Source organism: Burkholderia latens (genome assembly GCF_902499045.1).
In the GTDB taxonomy this organism is placed as follows: domain Bacteria; phylum Pseudomonadota; class Gammaproteobacteria; order Burkholderiales; family Burkholderiaceae; genus Burkholderia; species Burkholderia latens.
The window spans coordinates 57873-79163 of record NZ_CABVPL010000030.1 but is presented as its reverse complement, the minus strand read 5'-3'; the positions used below and the strand labels follow the sequence as shown (position 1 = coordinate 79163).

The window sequence follows — 21291 nt, the reverse complement described above, 5'->3', positions numbered from 1 at the left end:
GGCGGCGGCCGGGGCGGCAGCGGCGGGCGGCGCCCGGTTCGCGGCGTCGCCGGCGTCGGCATTCGTCAGGGGCAGCGCAGGCACGGCGGGATCAGGGCGGATTCGGCGTTGGTTCGACGGGTTGTTGTGGCCGGCGGCGCGGGGTGCGCGCGGCTGCTGCGTCGATTGTAGGGACGGCGCCGGCCGCGTGCCGCGCCGGAATCCGTAGTCGCGCGCAGCGCGCGGCTGCGCGGGTGGTGGTGAGCTACGAAGGCGGTTGCTGGGGGAGATGGTAAGGCGTAAGGCGCAAGGCGTGAGGCGTGAGGCGTAAGGCGTAAGGCGTAAGGCGTAAGGCGTAAGGCGTAAGGCGTAAGGCGTAAGGCGTAAGGCGTAAGGCGTAAGGCGGGGGGCGTCTGCTCACGTCGCCGCCAGCGGCGGCGCGAGCCCACATACGGCCGCTGCAAAAACGACCGCCGCCCGGAAGCGGCGTTCGCGTCGCGGCGGCACGAGCATGCCGAGCCGCGATGGGCTGCGCGTCGCGCGCGCAGCGTGGCGAAGTGCAGAACCTTGCCGGGGCGCCGCGCGATGGCGGCGCGCGCGCAAGCCGCTGCGCGTCACGCGTAGTCGGCGGCCAGCGCCTGTTGCGGCCCGGTGCGCAGCAGCGGCGCGACATCGTGGCGCTCGACGTGCGTCATGGCCGCACCGAACAGCACGAGCCGATAGCCGACTGCATAGATCGGGATGATCCGCAGGTTCTTGTCGTGATCGAGCTGCAGCTTCGACCGGATGCGTGAGATATGGGTGTCGAGCGTGCGCGACGACACGCCGAGCTCGCGGCCCCAGACCGCCTCCTGGATCGCTTGCCGCGGCACGATCTTGTTCATGTTGTCGAGCAGGAACTCGACGACGTCGAATTCACGCGGCGTGACGTCGACGACTTGGTTGTCGATCTCGATCGTGCGGCGCACGAAGTTGATTTTTATATTGTCGATGTACAGGTATTTGCAATCCATGTTGGCCCTCGCATGTCCGTAAAGGAGTGTTGCGGGTCACGTGCTGCAACTTCCGGGCCAGCGATGGGCGGTCGCGAGCAGCGGCGGCCCGACGGCAGCGCCGACGGCGCGGCTGCATTGAATCTAAAAGAATTTTTAACGCGGGGGCGGGCGCCGCGCGGCGCGAGGGTCAGGCCAATATTGAAGGATTGTTACGTAGCATCAATGGGAACGTTACGGGCGTTACGGGGCGGCGTAACGTGGGGGCGAGCATGTGATCCCGGCTACCGGCCGCGCGTTTCGCGTGCATTGCGAACCCGACATGGAACCCTGCTTGGGCTCGGATTCGTATGACCTGGTTTTACTGATAAATCAATGCGTTGGCGGAGATTTTCGCCGGCACGGAACCCTACGTCGAACCCTACTTTCAACTCGACATCGGAGCCCGCTACGCACGCATTTCGGCGTCGTACCAGAGCAATAAAAAACCGGCCGCGCAACGTCCCCGTCGCGCGGCCGGTCCGGCGTTTCGCCTTCCGCCCGTCAAGCCTTCGCGCTATCGCCCGAATCGAACGGCAGCACGTAATGCCGCTTGCCCGTCGCCGCGAAGATCGCGTTCGCGACCGCCGGCCCGATCGGCGCGACGCCCGGCTCGCCGACGCCGGTCGGCGCTTCCGCCGACGGCACGATATGCACGTCGACCTTCGGCATCTCGGCCATCCGCAACACCTGATAGCCGTCGAAGTTGCGCTGCTCGACCTGGCCGTCCTTCAGCGTGATCGCGCCGTGCAGCGCCGCGCCGAGCCCGAAGCCGATGCCGCCTTCCATCTGCGCGGCGACGATGTCCGGGTTGATCGCGATCCCGCAGTCCACCGCGCAGACCACGCGTTCGACCTTCACCTTGCCGTCCGCGTCGACCGACACCTCGGCCACCTGCGCGACATAGCTCTTGAACGCCTCGGCCACCGCGATCCCGCGCCCGCGTCCCTTCGGCAGCGGCTTCGCCGGATCCCAGCCGGCCTTCTGCGCGGCGAACTCCAGCACCGCGCGCATCCGCGGCTCCTTCGTCAGCAGGTCGCGGCGGAACAGGTACGGATCCTTGCCGGCCGCGTGCGCGGCTTCGTCGATGAACGCCTCGACCGCATACGCGGTGTGCGAGCTGCCGACCACGCGCCACCACAGCACCGGCACGCCGACCCGGGTGGTCGCGAGTTCGACCGACACGTTCGGCACCGCGTACGGCAGGTTCGCCGCGCCTTCGACCGACGTCGCGTCGATCCCGTTCTTCACCATGAACGCCTGGAACGGCGTGCCGGCGAGAATCGACTGCCCGACGATCCGGTGGCGCCAGCCGACCAGCCGGCCGTCCGCGGTCAGCCCTGCGTCGAGCTTGTGGAAGTACATCGGCCGATAGAAGCCGCCCTGGATGTCGTCCTCGCGCGTCCATTGCAGCTTCACCGGCTTGCCGTCCGCGCCGAGCGCCTTCGCGATCGACACGGCCTCGACCACGTAGTCGGACCACGCGTTCGCGCGCCGGCCGAAACTGCCGCCCGCGTACAGCGTGTGAATCTGCACCTGCTCGGGCTTCAGGCCGGCGACCTTCGCCGCATTGCCCTGGTCGACCGTCTGGAACTGGTCGCCGGCCCAGATCTCGCAGCTGTTCGCCGTCAGCTTGACGACCGCGTCGAGCGGCTCCATCGGTGCGTGCGCCAGATACGGGAATTCGTACGTCGCGCTGACCTTGCGCGCGGCGCCGGCGATCGCCGCGTCGGCATCGCCGTCCTTGCGCGCCGGCGCGCCGGGCTTCGCGGCGAGCTCCCGGTATTCGCGCATGATCTCGTCCGAACCGCGCCTTTCGGCCTGCGTTTCGTCCCAGTCGATCTTCAGCGCATCGCGGCCCTGTTTCGCGGCCCAGAAACCGTTCGCGACGACGGCGACGCCGTGTGGCACCTGCACGACGGCCACCACGCCCGGCACGGCCTTCGCGGCCGTCGCGTCGAACGACCTGACCGTCGCGCCGAAGCGCGGCGGGCGCTGCAGCAGCGCGACGCGCATCCCGGGGAGCGTGGTGTCCAGCGTGAAATGCGCGGTGCCGTTCGACTTTGCCGGCCCGTCGACGCGCGGAATGCGATGGCCGATGAGCTTGAAATCGGCCGGCTGCTTCAGCGTGACCTTGTCGGGTACCGGCAGCTTCGACGCATCGGCGACGAGCGCGCCGTATGCGGCCGTCTTGCCGGTCTTCGCGTGCGTGACGACGCCGTTGGCGGTGGTCAGCTCGCCGGCCGGCACCTTCCAGCGCGCGGCGGCGGCCGACACGAGCATCGCGCGCGCCTTGCCGCCGGCTTCGCGCAACTGCTGCCACGAGTTCGACATGGCCGAGCTGCCGCCCGTGCCCTGCATCGTGCCGAACGCGAGATTCGCGTAGCGCTTCGCGTCGGCCGGCGCGCTTTCGACGCGCACGCTCGACCAGTCGGCGTCGAGTTCCTCGGCGACGATCGTCGCGATGCCCGTGTACGCGCCCTGGCCCATTTCGACGTGCTTGGCGATCACGGTGACGGCGCCGTCCGGCGTGATGCGCAGAAACGCGTTCGGCGCGAAGCCGGCGGCCGGTGCGGTCGCGGCGAGCGCGCGGCGGCCGAGGCCGCCCCATTCGAAGCCGATCGTCAGGCTGACGGCGGCCGCGGCGCCCGCGGCCTTCAGGAACGTGCGGCGCGACGGCCGCACCGAATCGGCATTGTCGAGTTCGATCGTCATGGTCAGGCTCCCAGCGTCGCGGCCGCGTCGTGGATCGCGGCCCGGATGCGGGCGTAGGTCGCACAGCGGCAGATGTTGCCGTTCATCGCGGCATCGATGTCCGCGTCGGTCGGCTTCGGGTTTTGTTCGAGCAGCGCGGTGGCCGACATGATCTGGCCGGACTGGCAGTAGCCGCATTGCGGCACCTGCAGCTTCACCCAGGCGGCCTGGACGGCCTGCGCGGGCTTGCTCTGCAACCCCTCGATCGTCGTGATGTGCTTGCCCGCGATCCCGGCGAGCGGCAGCACGCACGAGCGGACGGCCTGGCCTTCGAGGTGAACGGTGCACGCACCGCACTGCGCCATGCCGCAGCCGAACTTCGTGCCGGTCAGCCCCGCGTGTTCGCGGATCGCCCAGAGAACAGGCATCGACGGATCGGCGTCGAGCGTGACGCTCTTGCCGTTCAGGACAAACGTGGTGGGCATTGTTGTCTCCGTGGGGAAAACCCGGCATGCGCCGGTTTAGCCGCGAGTGTGCGCGACACGTCCCGTTTTGCGTCTACCCAATCCTGCAAATTTATTGAACAATCCTGCAAATCCCCGGCACGGCGCCGGGGGTTTCGCTATGCTCCGGCGATTCAGGGAAACGAAGCGAGGAACCCGCCATGGACATGACCGATATCGCGGCGTCGCGCGAATCCGGCCGGCGCGAACTGGCATCGCTGATCGGCCGCTTCGCGCCTACGGACGGCTCCCACGCGACCGCCGTGCCCGCACTGATGCTGCACCGGCATACGCATCCGGTCGATCTCGGCTGCGGCGTGTCGCGCGCCGCGCTCGTGATCGCCGCGCAGGGCGCGAAGCGCGTGATCGTCGCCGGCCAAGCGTACGAATACGATGCGCAGCATTGCCTGATTACGTCGATCGACTTGCCGATCCTCTCGCGCGTCACGCAGGCGTCGCCGGCCGCGCCATACCTGTGCCTGACGCTGACGCTCGACCTCGAACGCATCGTCGAGCTCGCGGCCGAGATGCGGCTGCCCGAGCACGACGCGGGCCCCGAAGGCGAGGGCATCGCGGTCGGCGAGCTCACGCCGCCGCTGCTCGATGCCGCACTGCGGCTGGTGCGTCTGCTCGATACGCCGGCGGACATTCCGGTCGTCGCGCCGCTGATCGAGAAGGAACTGCTGTACCGGCTGATGACGAGCGGGCAGGGCACGCGGCTGCGGCACATGGCCGTCGCGGGCAGCCAGACGCACCGGATCGCGCGCGCGATCGAATGGATCCGCGATCACTACGCGGAGCCGATGCGGGTCGAGACGCTCGCGCAGGCGGTCAACATGAGCGTGTCGTCGCTCCATCATCACTTCAAGCACGTGACCACGCTGAGCCCGCTGCAATACCAGAAGCAGTTGCGGCTGCACGAGGCGCGGCGTTTGTTGCTGCGGCAGGGCGGCGACGTCGGCTCGGTGGCCGCGACCGTCGGCTACGAGAGCGCGTCGCAGTTCAGCCGCGAATACAGCCGGCTGTTCGGCGCGCCGCCGATGCGCGACGTCGTGCATTTGCGCAAGAAGGAGTTGCTCGGCACGTGATCGTGGGGACGGCCGCTTACAATTCGCGTGCCATGCCCGTCGATGCAGCAAGCATCAGCATGTCGACGTGCGCAGCGTCGCCGCGCACGCGCTTCGGTTTCATGCACGTATCCCGAAGGCCGGCGGCGGATGCAGCGAGTGCCGGCACCGATGCGAACCGACGGGGCGAAACGCGCACAAAACTCGCGTCGCGACGCATTTTCAGCATGGATTGCGCGGTCACGCCCGATGTTTCAACGATGAGATTCGCAGCCCGCATCGTGTCGGAAATGTTTCCGGCGAGTATCGCGCGCTGGCCGTCCGGTGCGATTCAATCATTGAACCGCAATGGATATCCGCATCGAATGTCGGCGAATTGAACGAAGACACCAAAAGCCGATAGAGCGCATTGAACGGTTGATGCGCAAGCGCGACGTCATTTTCTCGAGAGTCGGACACCGTGTAAACCTTGCCGATAAGGTCGCATTTACCGATTTTGTCCGTACGTTCGCATCGCGATTGCATTGCGATTGAGCGCGTGATCGCGTCGGTATTTTCACGGATGAATCAATTGCATTTCTCGGGCAGCCGGTGCTCGCATCCTGAAAACGTCGCGGCGCTTGTTGCACCAGGCCGTGCAAACCGGCCGTCGCGCACGCCGATTCCATCGAATTGACCACAACGGCCGCCGCAGAGCGGCTGCCCCACGCGATTGGCATGCACGGGCGCGGCGCAGTCCCGCACCACGCGCCGGCGCGCTTCTCAACTGTGCAACACCCGCCCTCGTGTCCGCTCCGCAACCCGCTGCATCGGGCATTCGTCCGGCCATTCGCGGGATTGCTTCCCGATATTCGACGATCGCAGCATGCCGGCGACCGTTGTCGCGATACATTCATGAAACAAAAAATCCCGTTCCCGGCGACACGGGCGGCGTTTCGCGCGCGATACGACGCGCAACCCTCGGCGGAATCGCGCATGGCATGCCGCTTGCGATATTGGACGCACCGGCGAGCAGTCGACCTGATGCAGCGAAAGATTGGGGGGCGGCCATCTCGTCAATAAGTAGTCGGGGAAACAGCGATGAAGACCAGCAGCAGTCACCTGATCCGCGCATTCTTCGCGCACTGGTGGAGCAGTCGGACAACTGGGGACACGGCTCACGATGCAGTGCCAGCATCGCGGGACCGTTATTGCGGGTTTCCAGGCGTTCGCGCATTGCACGTGCTGAAGCGACTGTCGTTTCGCGCGACAACCGACCGACAGCGGTGTCCGCCTCCTTTCAATTCATCCGGATGGGCCATGCCGTTCGCGCCGGACAGCTCGACGCCGCTCGGTCTTCGGCGGTGCGCGGGCGTTTCGATTGCGCCGGGTGCCGCCCGGCGTCGGCCGGGTTAGATCGCATGTCCGTCGTCCACTGCGTCTTCGGTCGATAGCTTTGGGAGAAGCGATGCCGCCTGACCGGAATGCAGACCCGCTGCCGGCGTAATGAGGCCACGGTTTTCGGCGGTCCTGCATTTTCGATAGTTGATCATATTCGCGTATTTCAGCTTGCTGAAGCGGATGCCGCGCATCTGTATGTCGCGGCGCTAAATGTCGACCAAAAATGATCCGGAATGGCGATTGCCTGATTCCGGTTGGGGTGAGGTATTGGGTTTTAGGTAATCGAACCGGTTTTCGCTTTTGTCGAAATCGCGTGCGAGAAAATTCATAAATTCAAATAAAAGTAGCCTGCACTTCGGCTGGCCGGGATTATGGAAAACGGGATTCGGGAGGAAGCGAATCTCTTGATTAGATAGTGATCCTCATTTACGGGATTGCTCAAGGCAGGGAAGTTGAAGGCGTGCAGCTTTCCTCGCTTGTTCCGTCCACGCCGTTATGGAGTCGACCATGAAGAAGCTTCTGATTGCAGCAGCAGTGATGGCGGTCTCGGGTGCAGCGTTCGCAGCGAGCGGCACGGTTTCGACCAGCAACTCGTCGAGCGGCGGACAGACCATGGCTGGGGTAGTCGGGTTCGGTCATTTCACCGCGACCGATTCGGGCTCGGCACTCGGCGCGGCCGGCGCGACGGCTGGCGGCGGCAGCAGCGGTTCGATCTCGTACACGAACCACACGCAGACGTCGACGGTCGGCGGCTTCGGCTACGGTGGCGCACAAGCTGGCGGGTCCAGCGGCGCGAATGCCGGCTCGACCGGCTGGACGCTCTACAACTACCACTACTAAGCCGCGGCGCATAGCGTTCGTCATGGACGGGTGGCGCGGATGCCGGATCCGGTCCTGCGAGGGCGGATCCGGTGGTCCGGCCACCGAGCTTCCTCACAGAAAGGAATTGCTATGAAAGCCAACGTCTTTTTAGCGGTAGCGCTCACCGCGTTGTCGTCGGCCGTACTGGCTTCCGGTCCGTCGACATTCAACCAGACGCAATCCGTTGCAGCAGGCGTCTCCGGTTCGGTGTTGGTCGGTACCGGCAGCTATACGAGCAACTCGACTTCGGTAGCGGGCGCCAACGCGGGAAGTACCGTGACACCCGCCGGCTCCACCGGCACGGCATCCGCCTATCACGACTCGACTTCGACGGCCAGCGGCTTCGGCTCGAACGGAGGCGCGTTCGCGGCAGGCGGCGGTATCGGTGCCGCAGGCTCGTTCGGTGGAACCGGCAACACGAGCGAGAACGCGAATGCGCTGTCGGGAGGGGTGACCGCCACGATCGTACTGGGCGCGAACCACTACACGGCAACGGGTGCGAACGATAACGGCATCGCCAACGCCGGAGCCGCGGGCATGACGGGCATTGGCGGCTCGAGCACGATCGCGGGTTCGAACCACTACAACTCGTCCACCGTGTGGGGTACCGGTCCGGCCGGCTCGCCGTCCGCATCGGGCGGCAGCCAGGGAAGTTCTGGCGCAACCGCAGGCAGTCCTTGATGGCGTGTTGGGGGGACCAGTTTCCCAGCGACGCTGGTCTCTTTCCTCGCGCCGTGATTACCGTAAGGAGTTGGCATGAAGCAGAAATTGATTGCCGCCGCTCTGATGCTCGCATCGCTGGCGGCATATGGCGCCGACCGTGCTGCCGACGACGTGCAATCGAATTTGCAGACGTCAAACCCTACAACCAACCCGTCACAACGACCCGTGCTTTCGTCGGGCAGTGTCATTGGCGCATCGGACGCCCGGCCATGGCCGGGAATGTCGGGTGAATCGTGGTCGCAGCTGGGTAGCGGCTGGAAGCAGTTCGGGGAAGCAGGCAAATCTGAAGGAATTCAGGGGAATTAGTACGGTTGCCTGGGTGGGAGGTCAAACCTCGTCCGGAGAGTGAAATGAACAGCAACAAGATCAGGGTGGCATGTGCGGCGATGTTCGCGATGGCCACGATCGGTGCCCACGCGCAGACCGCCGACTCGACTTCAAGCGCGCAGTCCTCGACGTCGTCGACGGCGATCAGCCAGGGCGGCGGCTCGAGCATGAACACGAACGTCACCAGTTCGCGCGGCGGCAATGCCAGCAGCGCGAGCACGAGCGGTGTACGTGGCAGCGGCAATTCGAGCGTGCAGGTCAACGTGACGATGCCGTCCTCCGCGAGCGGCGGCTCGAACGTGACGCCGCAGGGCACGAGCGCGCTCGCCGCCGGCGCTCCGGGCACGAGCCCGTACAACACGCAGACATCTGAAAACGTCAACTATTCGGGCACGCAGACGATCAAGACGAACCCTGCGATCCAGGCGCCCGGCCTCACGACCACGCTGTCCGATACCTGCATGGGTTCGGTGAGCGTCGGCGTGTCGTTTCCGGGATTCGGCGCGACCGGCGGCACGACCCTGGTCGACCAGGCGTGCGTGCGGCGTCTCGATGCGCGCGAATTCCGCGCGATGGGGCTGACCGACGTCGCGCTTGCGCTGCTGTGCCAGAGCGATGCGAACCGGCGCGCGGTGGAAGCGACCGGGCACCTGTGCCCGGGCACGAGCGCGCCGCTCGCGCGCTCGAACGGGGTGCCGTCCGCCGAAGCGACGGTCGCCGACGACGTGAAGTATCGCGATCCGATCGTGCGCAGCCGCATGGGCCTGCCGCCGCTCGACGCAGCCGCGCCGGCGCCCGCGCAGACGCGGCCGGTCGCGACGACCGCGGTTCAGGCGGCGCCGGTGCCGGTGCCGGTTTCCGCGCCGTCGATCGCGGCGCCGGCCGTCGGTGCAGTGCCGGCCGCTGCGCAAGCGGCCGCGGTGAAGGCGACGCAGGCCGCTGCAGTCGTGCCGGCGGCGGCCGTCGCACCGGTTGCCGCGGCAGCGCCGGCGATGAGTGCCGCACCCGCCGTCGCACCGGCCGCGACAAACGCGGTTCCGGCCGCCGCCATCGTTGCTGCGCCGGTCGTTGCCGACAAGGCACCGGAGCCCGCGCCGGTCGTTGCCGACAAGGCACCGGAGCCCGCGCCGGTCGTTGCCGACAAGGCACCGGTGCCTGCACCGGTGGTTGCCGACAAGGCACCGGAGCCCGCGCCGATCGTTGCCGACAAGGCACCGGAGCCTGCACCGGTCGTTGCCGACAAGGCACCGGAGCCTGCGCCGGCGGTTGCCGACAAGGCATCGGAGCCTGCACCGGTCGTTGCCGACAAGACACCGGAGCCTGCACCGGTGGTTGCCGACAAGGCACCGGAGCCTGCACCGGCGGTTGCCGACAAGGCACCGGAGCCTGCGCCAATCGTTGCCGACAAGGCCCCCGAACCCGCACCGGCAATCGACAACGCGGCGCAAGCCGCACCGGCCGCGAACATGCCGGCTGTCGCTGCCCCCGCGCCGGTCGACCAGCAGGCTGCCCCCGCGATGCCGGCTCCGACTGTCATCTCGACGAGCACGTCGTCGTAGGCGGCCGGCTTCGTCGTTCGCGCGGCCGGCATCCGGTCGCGCGGAAGGCGCCGCAATCGACGGCGCGACGCGCGCCGCGAGTTTGACGGGTGTTGGTCCCTCCCCGAGGTCAACACCTCTTTTTGCCTGACGAGGGTACAAGGAGGCCTCGATCATGAGGATCTTTTTGGTCGCTCTACTGATGTACGGCACGCAAGCCATTGCGCAGTCGCTGTTTCAGAATCCGGCGGTCTTCGTGATCCTGAACGAGCAGACGCTCGCGAATGCCGCGAGCGTTCAGCAGGCGCTGACGACGCTCGGCCGCCCCGACAACACGGCCTGCGTGCCGATGATGATGGTCGGCGATCCGCAGATGATTTACATGATGCCGGAGGAAGGGCACGCGCCTTCGTGGCAGTCGCCGGTGTACGGACGCGGCGCGCCGTTCGTCGCGCAGAGCGGGCCGGCTCCGACCGGCAAGACGGTCGGCGCGATGCAGCACGCCGAAGACATGCAGACGCAGCCGTGGAGCGACAGCAGCGCGATCACGCAGAAGATCGCCGGCGAACCGAGCGTGTCCGCGTCGGCCCAGGTCGACGACTGGCAGCGCAGCGGGCTCGCCACGATCGAGACGGCGCGCGCGACGGAAGTGACGGTGAACGGCAAGACCTACCGCAGCTACCGCAACGATCTCAACCAGACAGCGCGACCCGCGGTCGAGCCGCAGATCTATACGCAGCGCGTCGTGTTCTGCCGATAACCAGATTTTTCTGCGCGGACACGCCGGCGGCGCGGTGCGCGGGCCTCGACGCCCGCGGCACGCCAGCCGCGCCGGCAGGTCCGCCGGACAACCGTAGAGGGCGAGGCCATCGTGAACCATTGTTGCCCGACCGCAGTATCCGGCCCGCGGAAGCTCGAGCCGGGCACGTGCGCATCACCGTTCGTCGCCGTCCGCCATGCTCGCACCACGCTGTCGCGGCCGCTCGTCTATTTGTCGCAGCATCCGGATGCCGTGCTGGTCGACTGTCTGGCGGCGCGCGGCTGGGACGTATGGCGCGCGAAATCCGTTGCGGACGCACTCAATCTGATGAAGGCGAACCGGCTGCACGCGGGTATCGTCGATTTCGGCGACTTCGACGCGCTCGACGTCGCGTCGTTGGAGGCACTGCTGCGCGACCCGCGCATCGGCTGGGTCGCGCTCGTCGGCAACGAGCGGCTGCGCGACACCGCGATCGCGCGCCTGATCCGCCAGTGCTGCTTCGACTACGTGTGCAACGCGACGGCCTACGCGACGATCGGCTATCTCGTCGGCCACGCATACGGAATGCTGAAACTGGCCGAGCGCGACCCGGCCGCGGATACGGCGCCGCCCGGCGGCGCGATGATCGGCGCGTGCGCCGAGATGCGCCGCCTGTTCGCGACGATCCGCAAGGTCGCGAACACCGACGCGACCGTGTTCATCGCCGGCGAATCCGGCACCGGCAAGGAGTTGACCGCCGCGGCAATCCACCAGCATTCGTCGCGCGCCGACGCACCGTTCGTCGCGGTGAATTGCGCGGCCATTCCGCCGACGCTGCTGCAGGCCGAGCTGTTCGGCCACGAGCGCGGCGCGTTCACGGGCGCGCACCAGCGCAAGATCGGCCGCATCGAGGCCGCGCACGGCGGCACGCTGTTTCTCGACGAGATCGGCGACATGCCGTTCGACAGCCAGGCGAGCCTGCTGCGATTCCTTCAGGAGGGGAGGATCGAGCGGCTCGGCGGGCACGCGTCGATTCCGGTGGACGTGCGCATCGTGTCCGCGACCCACGTCGATCTCGAGGCCGCGATGCAGGCGGGGCGGTTCCGCCCGGACCTGTATTACCGCCTGTGCGTGCTGCGTATCGACGAACCGCCGCTGCGTGCGCGCGGCCGCGACATCATGCTGCTCGCCGATCACATGCTCAGCCGCTATCGCGAAGATGCGTCGCATCGGATTCGCGGCTTCATGCCGTGTGCGATCGAGGCGATCCACAACTATGCGTGGCCCGGCAACGTGCGCGAGCTGATCAACCGGATCCGCTTCGCGATCGTGATGACGAACGGCCCGATGATCTCGGCCGTCGATCTCGAGCTGCACCAATACACGTCGCACCGGCCGCCGACACTCGCGGAAGCGCGCCGGCGGGCCGAGCGGCGCACGATCGAGGAAACGCTGTTGCGACATCGGTACCGGCATGCCGACGCCGCGGCGGAGCTCGGAATTTCGCGCGCGACGCTGTATCGCCTGATGATCGCGCACGGGCTGCACGGCTGACGCCGGCATCGTGCGCCGCGCGCGGCCCCCGCGTCATGACGGCGGCGCGGCCTTACGCCGGCCGCTCGAAGCCCGATTCGACCCAGCGTGCGGCGCTGGCCTTGTTGAGCTTGAATCCGGCGGGCACTTTCGCGTCGGCCAACAGCTCGCCGTACGCGTCGAACGCCTTCAGTTCCGCATACGGCTCGAACTCGTCCGGCACGATGTCCAGCGTGACCGACACATCCTGCCCGTCGTCGCGCTGGACCGTCACTTCCTTGTGCAGCATCGCGCGGCGCTGCTGCTCGTGACGCATCAGCACTTCGGTCGCGGTTTTCACCAGCGTGCGGAACGCGTTCGCGTCCATCGGCTTCGGGTTCTTCTTGTCGCGGCCCATCGTCCACGGGCCGACGAGCGCGGGCTCGGCCTCGCCGTCCTTGATCATCTCGACGGCCCAGCCGTCGTCGTCTTCGTTCTTGATGATGCGGGCCGTCCAGCCGTTGTCGCGCCAGAGGCCGTCTTCGTGGATGGTGGTGTCGTCGGATTGCAGATCGGATTCGGTCATGGAGGAAGCGAAGGTACGGGCGGCCGGCGTACGGACAACCGGCAAACGGGCATCGGCTGAGCGGCCGGGGCGCGCGGCCGCGCATGGCGCGCTGCACTTCGCCGGTCGCCCGGAATGGCTTGCAAAGGCCGCAATTTTACCGCGCCGGCGGCCCGCGCGGCCCACGCTGCTGGCAACGTCGGCCATCCGGCCGATGCACGCTGCCGCCGAACGAGCGAATCGGCGCAAATATCAAACTCGTATTACGTCCCAGCAGGCCGATCTATATGTCGTCCGATAGTCCGGCCGCGCGCGCCTTTCTAGAATGTGGGGCGAGATAAAAATATCTCGACCGTCGATTCAACGCCGATCCGGCCGCGCGCGCATCCCGCGATGCGTTGGCCCGGCGAACCTTCTGGAACTGCGCATGGGGAAATTCACGATTCGCACTGTCTTCGCGTACGACTGGCCGCTGGCGGTCGCGGGCATGGAGCACATCGCCGGCGGCGCGTGCGCGATCGATCTCGTCGGCGTCTATCGGACGCCGGGCGAACTGATCACGGCGCTCGGCAGCATCGACTGCGACATCGCGCTGGTCGACTATGCGATCCGCGGCGACGCGCAGATGGACGGCCTCGCGCTGTTCGACTGGCTGCGGCGGATGCGGCCGAACGTCGGGATCGTCGCGCTCATCGGCCACGAGACGCCGGTGATCCTGCGTTCGATTCTCGCGCGGGGCGGCGCGAGCCTCGTCAGCAAGTTCGACGAGGTCGGTCACATCGTCACCGCGATTCATTCGAGCTACAGCGGCGGGCGCTATCTGTCGCCGCTCGTCCGGCGCGCGCTCGATGCGCTGGCCGAACGCGACCAGTCGCCCGTGAAGCTGTCGACGCGCGAGATCGAGGTGATCCGCCTCTATCTGGACGGCATGTCGATCAAGTCGATCGCGCAGCGGCTGAACAAGGGCAAGCAGACGGTCAGCGCGCAGAAGATCAGCGCGATGAAGAAGCTCGGCGTGACCAACGACATCGAGCTGGTTCAGCGGGCGGCCGTGCTCGGGTTCGGCGGCGCGAAGGCGGTGTCGCGCGCGGTGGACATCGGCCCGACGACGGAGATCGCGGGGCAGGAGCGATGCCGATAGCAGCAACCGTCCGCAATTTCTCGTCCGGTCTCGCGAGCCGCAACGAGCGGTTGGTCGTTCGCGGTTGCTGCGGGCGAACGGGTGGGTGCAGCGTGGCCACGCACTCGTGCACGCGATCGACTTCGAACGAGGGACGTTTGATCGCGCCACGCTCGCTCGCGTGCCGAAGCCGATTCGTGCTGCGAACGGTCTTGCAATTGTTGGTTTCGGCGGGCGATTCAGCGTACTTCATGTGTGCCGTTGGGCTTGACGGGTGACATGGCGGACGAACCACCGGCCGTCGATGCCGGCCAGTTCGAGAGACTGGCGGTGCCGTTCATCAAAAAAATGTAGGTGCGCAGGATTCGTATGAATGACTCATTTCTTGACCAGGCGTCGATCGCGACTGCTCATCGCGAAAAACCCGTGGCTGAAACCGGTGCTGGCGGCGTAGCGGTGTCGCGGCCTGCGCCACCGACGATCGTCGTCGGCCGCGGCGAAGGCGTGACGATGTTCACGAAGGGGATACGCCTGATCTGCGTGAAGCAGATGCCATTGCCCGGGATCGTGATTTTCGTGCATGGGGTGAATTCCGAAGGCGAATGGTTCGAGGCGTCGGAGGAAGGGCTGTGCCGAGGGCTGAATCGGAGGCTCGGGCGGCTGAACGATCAGATGATGTATCACGGCATCGATGCCGGACAGTTGACGCCCGCGAAGTACACGGAAAGCGTGACGCCGGATGGGTTTGTGAATCCGAAGCTGCTTGCCAACAACTACGTCAAACCTGATCCGTCATTCTCCCCAGTCATCCATTTCCGATGGGGGTATCGCGCTACCGCTGCGGAAATGAAGGAATACGGCGACAAGATCTTTCTGAACGAGAAGGACTATTGGGGCGGCGGTCCATTCACGAATGGCTGTTCAAGCCTGCCCGATCTGTGGCATGGCGGCCTTGATGATCGAACCATGGGCTGGATGACCGTGCAAGGCATCAATCCGACCAACCGGCCGCTGTATCGCGCGCCGCCACGCGCGTATGGCGTGCTCGCTGCGTTGCGCTTGGCACGGCTCATCGAATCGATCCGAAGCATGCAGGCCGATGTTCCGATTACTGTCGTATGTCATAGCCAAGGCAATATCGTCGGCCTCACTGCGGCATTCTTCGGCGATACATTCGCCGACGTCGAAGATCCATGGGGACGCAAAGGCCATTGCGTGGCAGATGCCTATGTGCTGGCGAACGCGCCATATAGCCTTGCGAACGCCGATGGCCCGTATAAATCCGACACGTTCATGGATACATGGTCGCAACGCGCGACGAAGGACGCGAGCGGCCAACGCGGGCGGCAGACCTATGCGGCGCGCACGAAGACGTTCGGCACATTTCTGTCGATCATCGGCGCGCGCAAGGCATACGAACTGCCCGCGGACAAGATCGATGAAGACATGGCGAACAAGCGTGTATCGCCGACGAGCAACCGCTCTTATGCGGCACAAGAAGATCGCATGCGCCATGGCTTGAATGGATCGACGTATGGCCGCGTCACCGCATATTGCTGTCCGCACGATCAGGTGATTTCGGCGGTGACCGTCCAAGGCATCGGCTGGCGCGGGATCAGCAAGCATGAACTCAACGATATCGGCGCGGCAGGCGTCCTGACGCAGCGCGTGTTCGCGTCCGGCTTTCCGGTCGGCGTGCAGAAACCCTACCGGTATTGGGAAGACGACTGGCGGCACGGCAAGCCTGGCACGAAATCAGGGTTCTGGTACCCGCCGTCGCCGCCGGCGAAGTTCAATCTGGTCGGCGCGATCAAGGGAAACGAGTCTGTGCTGGGCGTGGCAGCGACGCTCGTGACTGCGCCGCTCATGTTCGTCGTGACGGGCATTAGTTCGGCGTTGAACATGCTGCGCGTGAATGCCGATCCGCCGAAGGGCTGGACGGTGGTGGCCGATGCGCCGGCGCTCGATGAACCATTCCGGCCGCAGGCGCTGCGATTCGGCAAGCCGGTCGAAACCAAGGACGGCGACGCGGTAAGCGACTTCAACGAAGGCAACGATCCGCCGGCCGCGTGGCGCGACGCAAACAAGACTGAAGCCGACAAGCGCGCCGACGACCCTTACGACCAGTACCAGCCGAAGCACAAGGACGGCGTCGCCCAAGGCACGGCGGCAACCGAGGCCGGACAGCGCTATGAGGATCGTGCGTTGATGCGGATGGAAGCACGTCGAACGCTGAACACGGAATGGATCGATAGCGACGGCCACGTGATCGGCGAGGACGGCAAAAGCGCGACGCCGGAGGGCTACAAGGAATGGCGCGACAAGCAGATTGTCGATTGGCTCGATCGCGGTGCGACCAACAGCCCGACGAATCATTCGACGACGATGACCAACCCCGAGCATGCGGAGAAGGCGCTTGCATATGACGTCGCTGTGGGCCCGTGCTACCTGACGCCCGATCAACTTTACGACTTGCGGATCGAGGCGGATTGGCGGATGGGAGACGGCATTCCCGATACCAATCCACACAAGAAGTACTCCAAGTACTTTGACTCCGGAAATCTCGACCGAATGCCAATGCACGAATGGGTCCATGCCAACAACAGCGAAGGCAGGATTCCCGACTCCATCACGGACGAACGTGAAGGTGAGTTCTATCTCAAGGTCGGGGGAGTCGTATGAAGACGCTGATAGCTACACGATCACGCCGTATCGCTTTTGCCATTTCGGTATGGCTGATGACCGCCGTGCTAATGGCCTCCGTGATGGCGCACGTAGAACAACCCGGCCCAGCACATTTGGAAATAGGAGATTGGATGAAACGATTCTTCGTTGTACCGGGTCTGGCCGCGCTCATGGCGTTTGTCTTCAGCACGGCCATGACGCGTCCGGCACAAGCCGCCCCTATCCGAGAACCTGCGGTGAATGCGGCATCAGTGACCGAAGAGCCGGCGAAGCCATTCGTCGCGCAAGTTGTCGGGCTCATCTGGTTGAATCCGTTGCAACGCATGGACTATCCGACCGAATGGCAATTGCTGTGGACGCAAGGCCTTACCACCCCGAACAAGAATGACGACATGGTGCGGACGGATCCGAAGTCGTTTGCGACACTTCAGTCGATCGGTGCGCTCGTGTACGGCAACCGCGGAACGGAAACATTCAAGGGCTTCTATCACAAGTACGTCCGCAAGTTTCTCCTGTTGCCGCGCTCTCGTTATTTCGCAAATGCGAAATATTTCTACACCGTCAAACCGGAACAATCCAAGGACTGGCGCGAACTTGCCGGGATGCGTATCGAGTTCGCGTTACCTCCGAGGCTTGATCCGATTGAAGCGAAGACGTACTTGACCGATGAGTTTGTCGAATGCTTCGAAATCGGTCCGCCGTCGCCCAAGATACTTTGGAGCCGCGACACGCCTCCCGACGTCCAAATTACCCAAGGCGGCGCGAACGCCGGCTTCACATCGCTGAACAACGCACTCGACTACTTGCAGCAGAACCCCGACAAGACCGTGTGGGCGATGAACTGGGACGCCCCGAGCTTCCCGCCGACCGACGCGCAGATCAACGAGAACCTCGTCGTGCTGTTCCTCGCCGGCCCGAACTTCAACACCGAGCGCGAACCGCTCGCGTGGATCGGCAAGGCCGCAACCGGCAACACGCAGGATTTTCCGCGGAAGGTCGGCACGACGCGCGCCGTACAGGCATGGAAAGCCACGATTGATGAAGCGGCACGCAACGCCGGCGTCGCGGTCACGGATCTGAATTACATCGTCCACGACGCGGGCGCGCCCAGTGACGCATCGTCGTCACGCCTAGCGTCGCTCGCGCAGACCTTGACCGAAACGCTGCCGGAATACGACCACCGCAAACAGACGTTCAACACCGCCGCGCTGCTCGGCGACATGGGAACCGGCAGCGCATTGACCGACGTCGCGCTCGCGATCGGCCGGATCAACCACTACGGCGGCAACGCATTGGTAGCGGGCACGACCGACCCCGAGCACCCCGTCGCAGTCGTCGTCAGGCCACCGTCGAAGCTCACGCCGATCGACCCAACCCAGGACTGGTTCCGCGCACGCGGCGGCAACAACGCGTACCTGCCGTGGTGGGGACGCCGACACGACGTCGATTACGGCATGCAGGGCTATTCGTGGTGATGCGAACCGGCGCGGCGGCACGTCGAAAGCAAAACGCCTCGCGGGGCCCTCCGTGACAACCGCTGGACAGAATCCGGCAGCTACGCAGCACCTGGCCGGGCCGGCGGCCGACCGGGCGCGGCCCGATCCCGGCAGCGCCCGGCGTGGAATCGACTGATGTTGGCCCCGCTGAGGCCGTCAAGCCATCACGAACCATCAAGCCGGCAACGCAAACCGCGTGACCGCGTCGCGCAGCGCTTCGGCCTGGTCGCGCAGCGAATGCGCGGCGGCCGCGGCTTGCTCGACGAGCGCCGCGTTCTGCTGCGTGACCTGGTCCATCTCGCCCACCGCACGGTTGACCTGCTCGATCCCCGCGCTCTGCTCGCGCGACGCGTGGCTGATCTCGTCGAGAATCTCGTTCACGCGCCGCACCGACTGCACGATCTCGGCCATCGTCTCGCCGGCGTTCGTGACGAGCGCCGCGCCGTGCTCGACCGTTTCGTTCGACGACACGATCAGCGACTTGATCTCCTTCGCGGCCGTCGCCGAGCGTTGCGCGAGCGAGCGCACCTCCGCCGCGACCACCGCGAAGCCGCGGCCCTGTTCGCCCGCGCGCGCCGCTTCAACGGCCGCGTTCAGCGCGAGGATGTTGGTCTGGAACGCGATACCGTCGATCACGCCGATGATGTCGCCGATCTTGTGCGAGCGGTCGGTGATCTCGTTCATCGTGCGCACGACGTCGTCGACGACCTCGCTGCCGCGCGTCGCGACCTGCGCCGCCTGGCCGGCAAGCGTCGCGGCCTGGGCGGCGCTTTCGGCGTTCTGCTTCACGTTCGCGGTCATCTGGTCCATGCTCGACGCGGTCTGCACGAGCGCGGCCGCCTGTTCCTCGGTGCGCTGCGACAGGTCGGTGTTGCCCGACGCGATCTCGCTCGCGCCGACGTTGATGTTCTCCGTGCCTGTCCGCACACGCGACACCATGTCGATCAGCCCGCCCTGCATCGTATGCAGCGCATGCAACAGGCTGCCGCGATCGTCGGGCTTCACGTTCACGCGCGCGGTCAGGTCGCCCCGCGCGATGCGCTGCGCCGCGTCGAGCGCCACTTCGAGTTCGCCGCCGAGGTTTGCGCGCACGCTTTTCAGCACGACCACCATCACGACCGTCGCGATCGCGCCGAGCACGGCAGTCATCGCGAGCCAGCGGCCGACGCTCGCGAGCACCGCCGAGCGCACGTCGTTCATGTACATGCCCGTCACGAGATACCAGTCCCACGGCGCGAAGCGTTGCACCGCGCTGGTCTTGTCCTGCGGCTTGTCGGCGCCCGGCTTCGGCCACAGATATTCGACGAAGCCCTTGCCGCCTTCCGCGTTGCCAGCCTTCACGATCTCGATGAACAGATGCTTGCCGTTCGGATCCGCGAAGCCCGATACGTCCTTGCCGTTGAGCTCGGTCTTGATCGGATGCATCACGATCACCGGCTTCGAGTCGTTGATCGAGATGTAGCCATCGGTGCCGTAGCGCATCGCGGCGATCGCATCGAGCGCCTTCTGCTTCGCGTCGGCTTCCGGCAATGCGTTCTGCTGCGACAGCTTGTAGTAGTGGTCGGCCACGCTCGCGGCCTGCGCGACCAGCGACGCAAGCTGGTCGCGGCGATCCGTGATCATCGACGCGCGCGTCTGCCATGCGCCGATGCCGGCGATCACGAGCAGGCCGAGCCACAGAATGACGATCATCGAGGCGAGTTTCTGGTTCAGGGACAGGGTGCGCATGATTAGTGAGGTCGGTCGGGGTCGAACAGGCGCGCCGGGACGGCGTGACGAGATAAGTCATTGACGGCGTGCAACGAACGTTGCCGTAGGCGGGAAATCCCTTAGAAACCGCGCGACCGCGCATTGTCACCGGCCGAGGTGGCGCCATCTATGCATATACATAACCGGCGTCGCTATACTGTCGTGCGATGGCGATGGCGATGGCGATGGCGATGGCGATGGCGATGGCGTGCCGGGCCCGGACAATCGGGGCGGGCGGCGCCGAATGAACCCGAAAGGAGGCAACGATGCGAATTCTGGTGGTGGGGGCCGGCGCGGTCGGCGGATATTTCGGCGGCCGGCTTGCCGCGGCGGGACGCGACGTGACGTTCCTGGTGCGCGACGGCCGCGCGGCCGCGCTCGCGCGCGACGGGCTGCTGATCCGCAGCCCGCGCGGCGACCTGACGCTCGCGAACGTGCAGACGGTGCGTGCCGGCGATGCCGCCGCGCCGTTCGACCTCGTGCTGCTGAGCTGCAAGGCGTACAGCCTCGACGATGCGATCGCGTCGTTCGCGCCGTTCGTCGGGCCGTCGACGCTGATCCTGCCGATGCTGAACGGAATGCGCCATCTCGACGTGCTGCGCGAGCGGTTCGGCGCCGCGCAGGTGCTGGGCGGGCTGTGCGTAATCGCCGCGACGCTCGATCGCGAGCAGCGGATCGTGCACCTGAACGACACGCACGGGCTGTCGTTCGGCGAGCTCGGCGGCGGCGAATCGGCGCGCGTGCGCGCGGTGGCCGACGTGCTCGGCGGCGCGGGCTTCGATGCGACGCTCAGCGACGACATCGTCGCGCGGATGTGGGACAAATGGGTGTTCCTCGCGACGCTCGCGGCGAGCACGTCGCTGTTTCGCGGGTCGATCGGCGACATTCTCGCGGCGCCGGACGGCCGCCGCCTGCTCGAGACGATGCTCGACGAATGCAGCGCGATCGCGGCGTACAACGGCCACCGGCCCGATCCGGCGGCAGTCGAGCGGATGCAGCGGATGGTGCTGACGCCGTCGCCGCTGACCGCATCGATGCTGCGCGACGTCGAGAATCGCGCGCGCGTCGAAGCCGATCACGTGATCGGCGACCTGCTCGCGCGCCGCGATCCGCAGGCGGCGGACGCGCTGTCGCTGCTGCGTATCGCCTACAACCATTTGAAGACGTACGAGGTGCGCGTCGCGCGGGAGCGCACGGCGGCGTAGCGACGGTCGCGGCCGCCGTTCGCCCGCGGCGCCCCGCGGGCGCCCGTTCCGGCGAGCGCGCGATTCACACGACTCCACCGGCCGCCGGCCACTACCCGTTCCGCACTGCACAATTTT

At 66.1% G+C, this 21291-nt stretch carries 18 protein-coding genes; 12 read left to right on the top strand and 6 right to left on the bottom strand.

All coding sequences use genetic code 11. From position 1 onward, the window contains the following. Positions 1-593: 593 nt before the first annotated feature. The 3 genes from BSE24067_RS20115 to BSE24067_RS20105 all read right to left on the bottom strand — a co-directional run bounded on the left by BSE24067_RS20115 (position 594) and on the right by BSE24067_RS20105 (position 4189). Complete coding sequence (locus BSE24067_RS20115) at positions 594-992, bottom strand: winged helix-turn-helix domain-containing protein (protein WP_151068528.1); 399 nt, start codon at positions 990-992, stop codon at positions 594-596. Between the two features lie 522 nt (positions 993-1514). Continuing rightward, entirely contained in the window at positions 1515-3725 is a 2211-nt protein-coding gene (locus tag BSE24067_RS20110) for a xanthine dehydrogenase family protein molybdopterin-binding subunit (protein WP_151068529.1), read from the bottom strand. Positions 3726-3727: 2 nt separating this feature from the next. After that, positions 3728-4189: a (2Fe-2S)-binding protein gene (locus BSE24067_RS20105; protein WP_151068530.1), complete on the bottom strand. Its 462-nt coding sequence runs from the start codon at positions 4187-4189 to the stop codon at positions 3728-3730. Between the two features lie 179 nt (positions 4190-4368). Here BSE24067_RS20105 and BSE24067_RS20100 point away from each other — a divergent pair, with 179 nt between their 5' ends. Further along, positions 4369-5295 carry an AraC family transcriptional regulator gene (locus BSE24067_RS20100; RefSeq protein ID WP_151068531.1) on the top strand — a complete coding sequence of 309 codons (927 nt, stop codon included), beginning with the start codon at positions 4369-4371 and terminating at the stop codon, positions 5293-5295. A 16-nt stretch (positions 5296-5311) separates the two neighbouring features. On the opposite strand, the gene BSE24067_RS20095 is transcribed toward BSE24067_RS20100, so the two are convergent. After that, the gene (locus tag BSE24067_RS20095) at positions 5312-5554 is read right to left on the bottom strand and encodes a hypothetical protein (protein ID WP_174904835.1); all 243 of its coding nucleotides are present in this window, start codon (positions 5552-5554) and stop codon (positions 5312-5314) included. A gap of 1607 nt (positions 5555-7161) precedes the next feature. On the opposite strand from BSE24067_RS20095, the gene BSE24067_RS20090 reads away from it, so the two are divergent. From BSE24067_RS20090 to BSE24067_RS20065, 6 genes are all read left to right on the top strand, one after another. Next, positions 7162-7494, top strand: coding sequence for a hypothetical protein (locus BSE24067_RS20090; protein WP_151068534.1), 333 nt, complete (start codon positions 7162-7164; stop codon positions 7492-7494). Between the two features lie 111 nt (positions 7495-7605). Further along, entirely contained in the window at positions 7606-8196 is a 591-nt protein-coding gene (locus BSE24067_RS20085; RefSeq protein WP_151068535.1) for a hypothetical protein, read from the top strand. A 75-nt stretch (positions 8197-8271) separates the two neighbouring features. Continuing rightward, a complete protein-coding gene (locus BSE24067_RS20080) occupies positions 8272-8544 on the top strand; it encodes a hypothetical protein (RefSeq protein WP_151068536.1) in 273 nt (90 codons plus the stop codon). 44 nt (positions 8545-8588) lie between these two features. Then, positions 8589-10124 (top strand): chemotaxis protein CheA, encoded by a 1536-nt coding sequence (locus tag BSE24067_RS20075; RefSeq protein ID WP_174904834.1) that lies wholly within the window; start codon positions 8589-8591, stop codon positions 10122-10124. A 154-nt stretch (positions 10125-10278) separates the two neighbouring features. Next, positions 10279-10863, top strand: coding sequence for a hypothetical protein (locus BSE24067_RS20070; protein WP_151065769.1), 585 nt, complete (start codon positions 10279-10281; stop codon positions 10861-10863). 111 nt (positions 10864-10974) lie between these two features. Beyond that, positions 10975-12396 carry a sigma-54 dependent transcriptional regulator gene (locus BSE24067_RS20065; RefSeq protein ID WP_151065768.1) on the top strand — a complete coding sequence of 474 codons (1422 nt, stop codon included), beginning with the start codon at positions 10975-10977 and terminating at the stop codon, positions 12394-12396. Between the two features lie 52 nt (positions 12397-12448). On the opposite strand, the gene BSE24067_RS20060 is transcribed toward BSE24067_RS20065, so the two are convergent. Then, positions 12449-12940 carry a hypothetical protein gene (locus BSE24067_RS20060; protein ID WP_151065767.1) on the bottom strand — a complete coding sequence of 164 codons (492 nt, stop codon included), beginning with the start codon at positions 12938-12940 and terminating at the stop codon, positions 12449-12451. Between BSE24067_RS20060 and BSE24067_RS20055 the strand changes: the two genes are divergently transcribed. The 4 genes from BSE24067_RS20055 (at position 12939) to BSE24067_RS20040 (ending at position 18199) form a co-directional block, all read left to right on the top strand. Next, a complete protein-coding gene (locus BSE24067_RS20055; RefSeq protein ID WP_170297502.1) occupies positions 12939-13220 on the top strand; it encodes a hypothetical protein in 282 nt (93 codons plus the stop codon). The two genes, BSE24067_RS20060 and BSE24067_RS20055, sit on opposite strands and share 2 nt — an antisense overlap. Positions 13221-13346: 126 nt before the next feature. Continuing rightward, positions 13347-14060 (top strand): LuxR C-terminal-related transcriptional regulator, encoded by a 714-nt coding sequence (locus BSE24067_RS20050; protein WP_151065765.1) that lies wholly within the window; start codon positions 13347-13349, stop codon positions 14058-14060. A gap of 348 nt (positions 14061-14408) precedes the next feature. Further along, positions 14409-16721 (top strand): T6SS effector phospholipase Tle3 domain-containing protein, encoded by a 2313-nt coding sequence (locus BSE24067_RS20045; protein ID WP_151065764.1) that lies wholly within the window; start codon positions 14409-14411, stop codon positions 16719-16721. A gap of 134 nt (positions 16722-16855) precedes the next feature. Beyond that, positions 16856-18199: a virulence factor gene (locus BSE24067_RS20040; RefSeq protein WP_151065763.1), complete on the top strand. Its 1344-nt coding sequence runs from the start codon at positions 16856-16858 to the stop codon at positions 18197-18199. Between the two features lie 195 nt (positions 18200-18394). Here the strand turns inward: BSE24067_RS20040 and BSE24067_RS20035 are convergent, their stop codons facing one another. Beyond that, the gene (locus BSE24067_RS20035) at positions 18395-19948 is read right to left on the bottom strand and encodes a methyl-accepting chemotaxis protein (protein ID WP_151065762.1); all 1554 of its coding nucleotides are present in this window, start codon (positions 19946-19948) and stop codon (positions 18395-18397) included. Positions 19949-20235: 287 nt separating this feature from the next. Between BSE24067_RS20035 and panE the strand changes: the two genes are divergently transcribed. After that, entirely contained in the window at positions 20236-21174 is a 939-nt protein-coding gene (gene panE / locus BSE24067_RS20030; protein WP_151065761.1) for a 2-dehydropantoate 2-reductase, read from the top strand. The last annotated feature ends 117 nt before the right edge of the window (positions 21175-21291 follow it).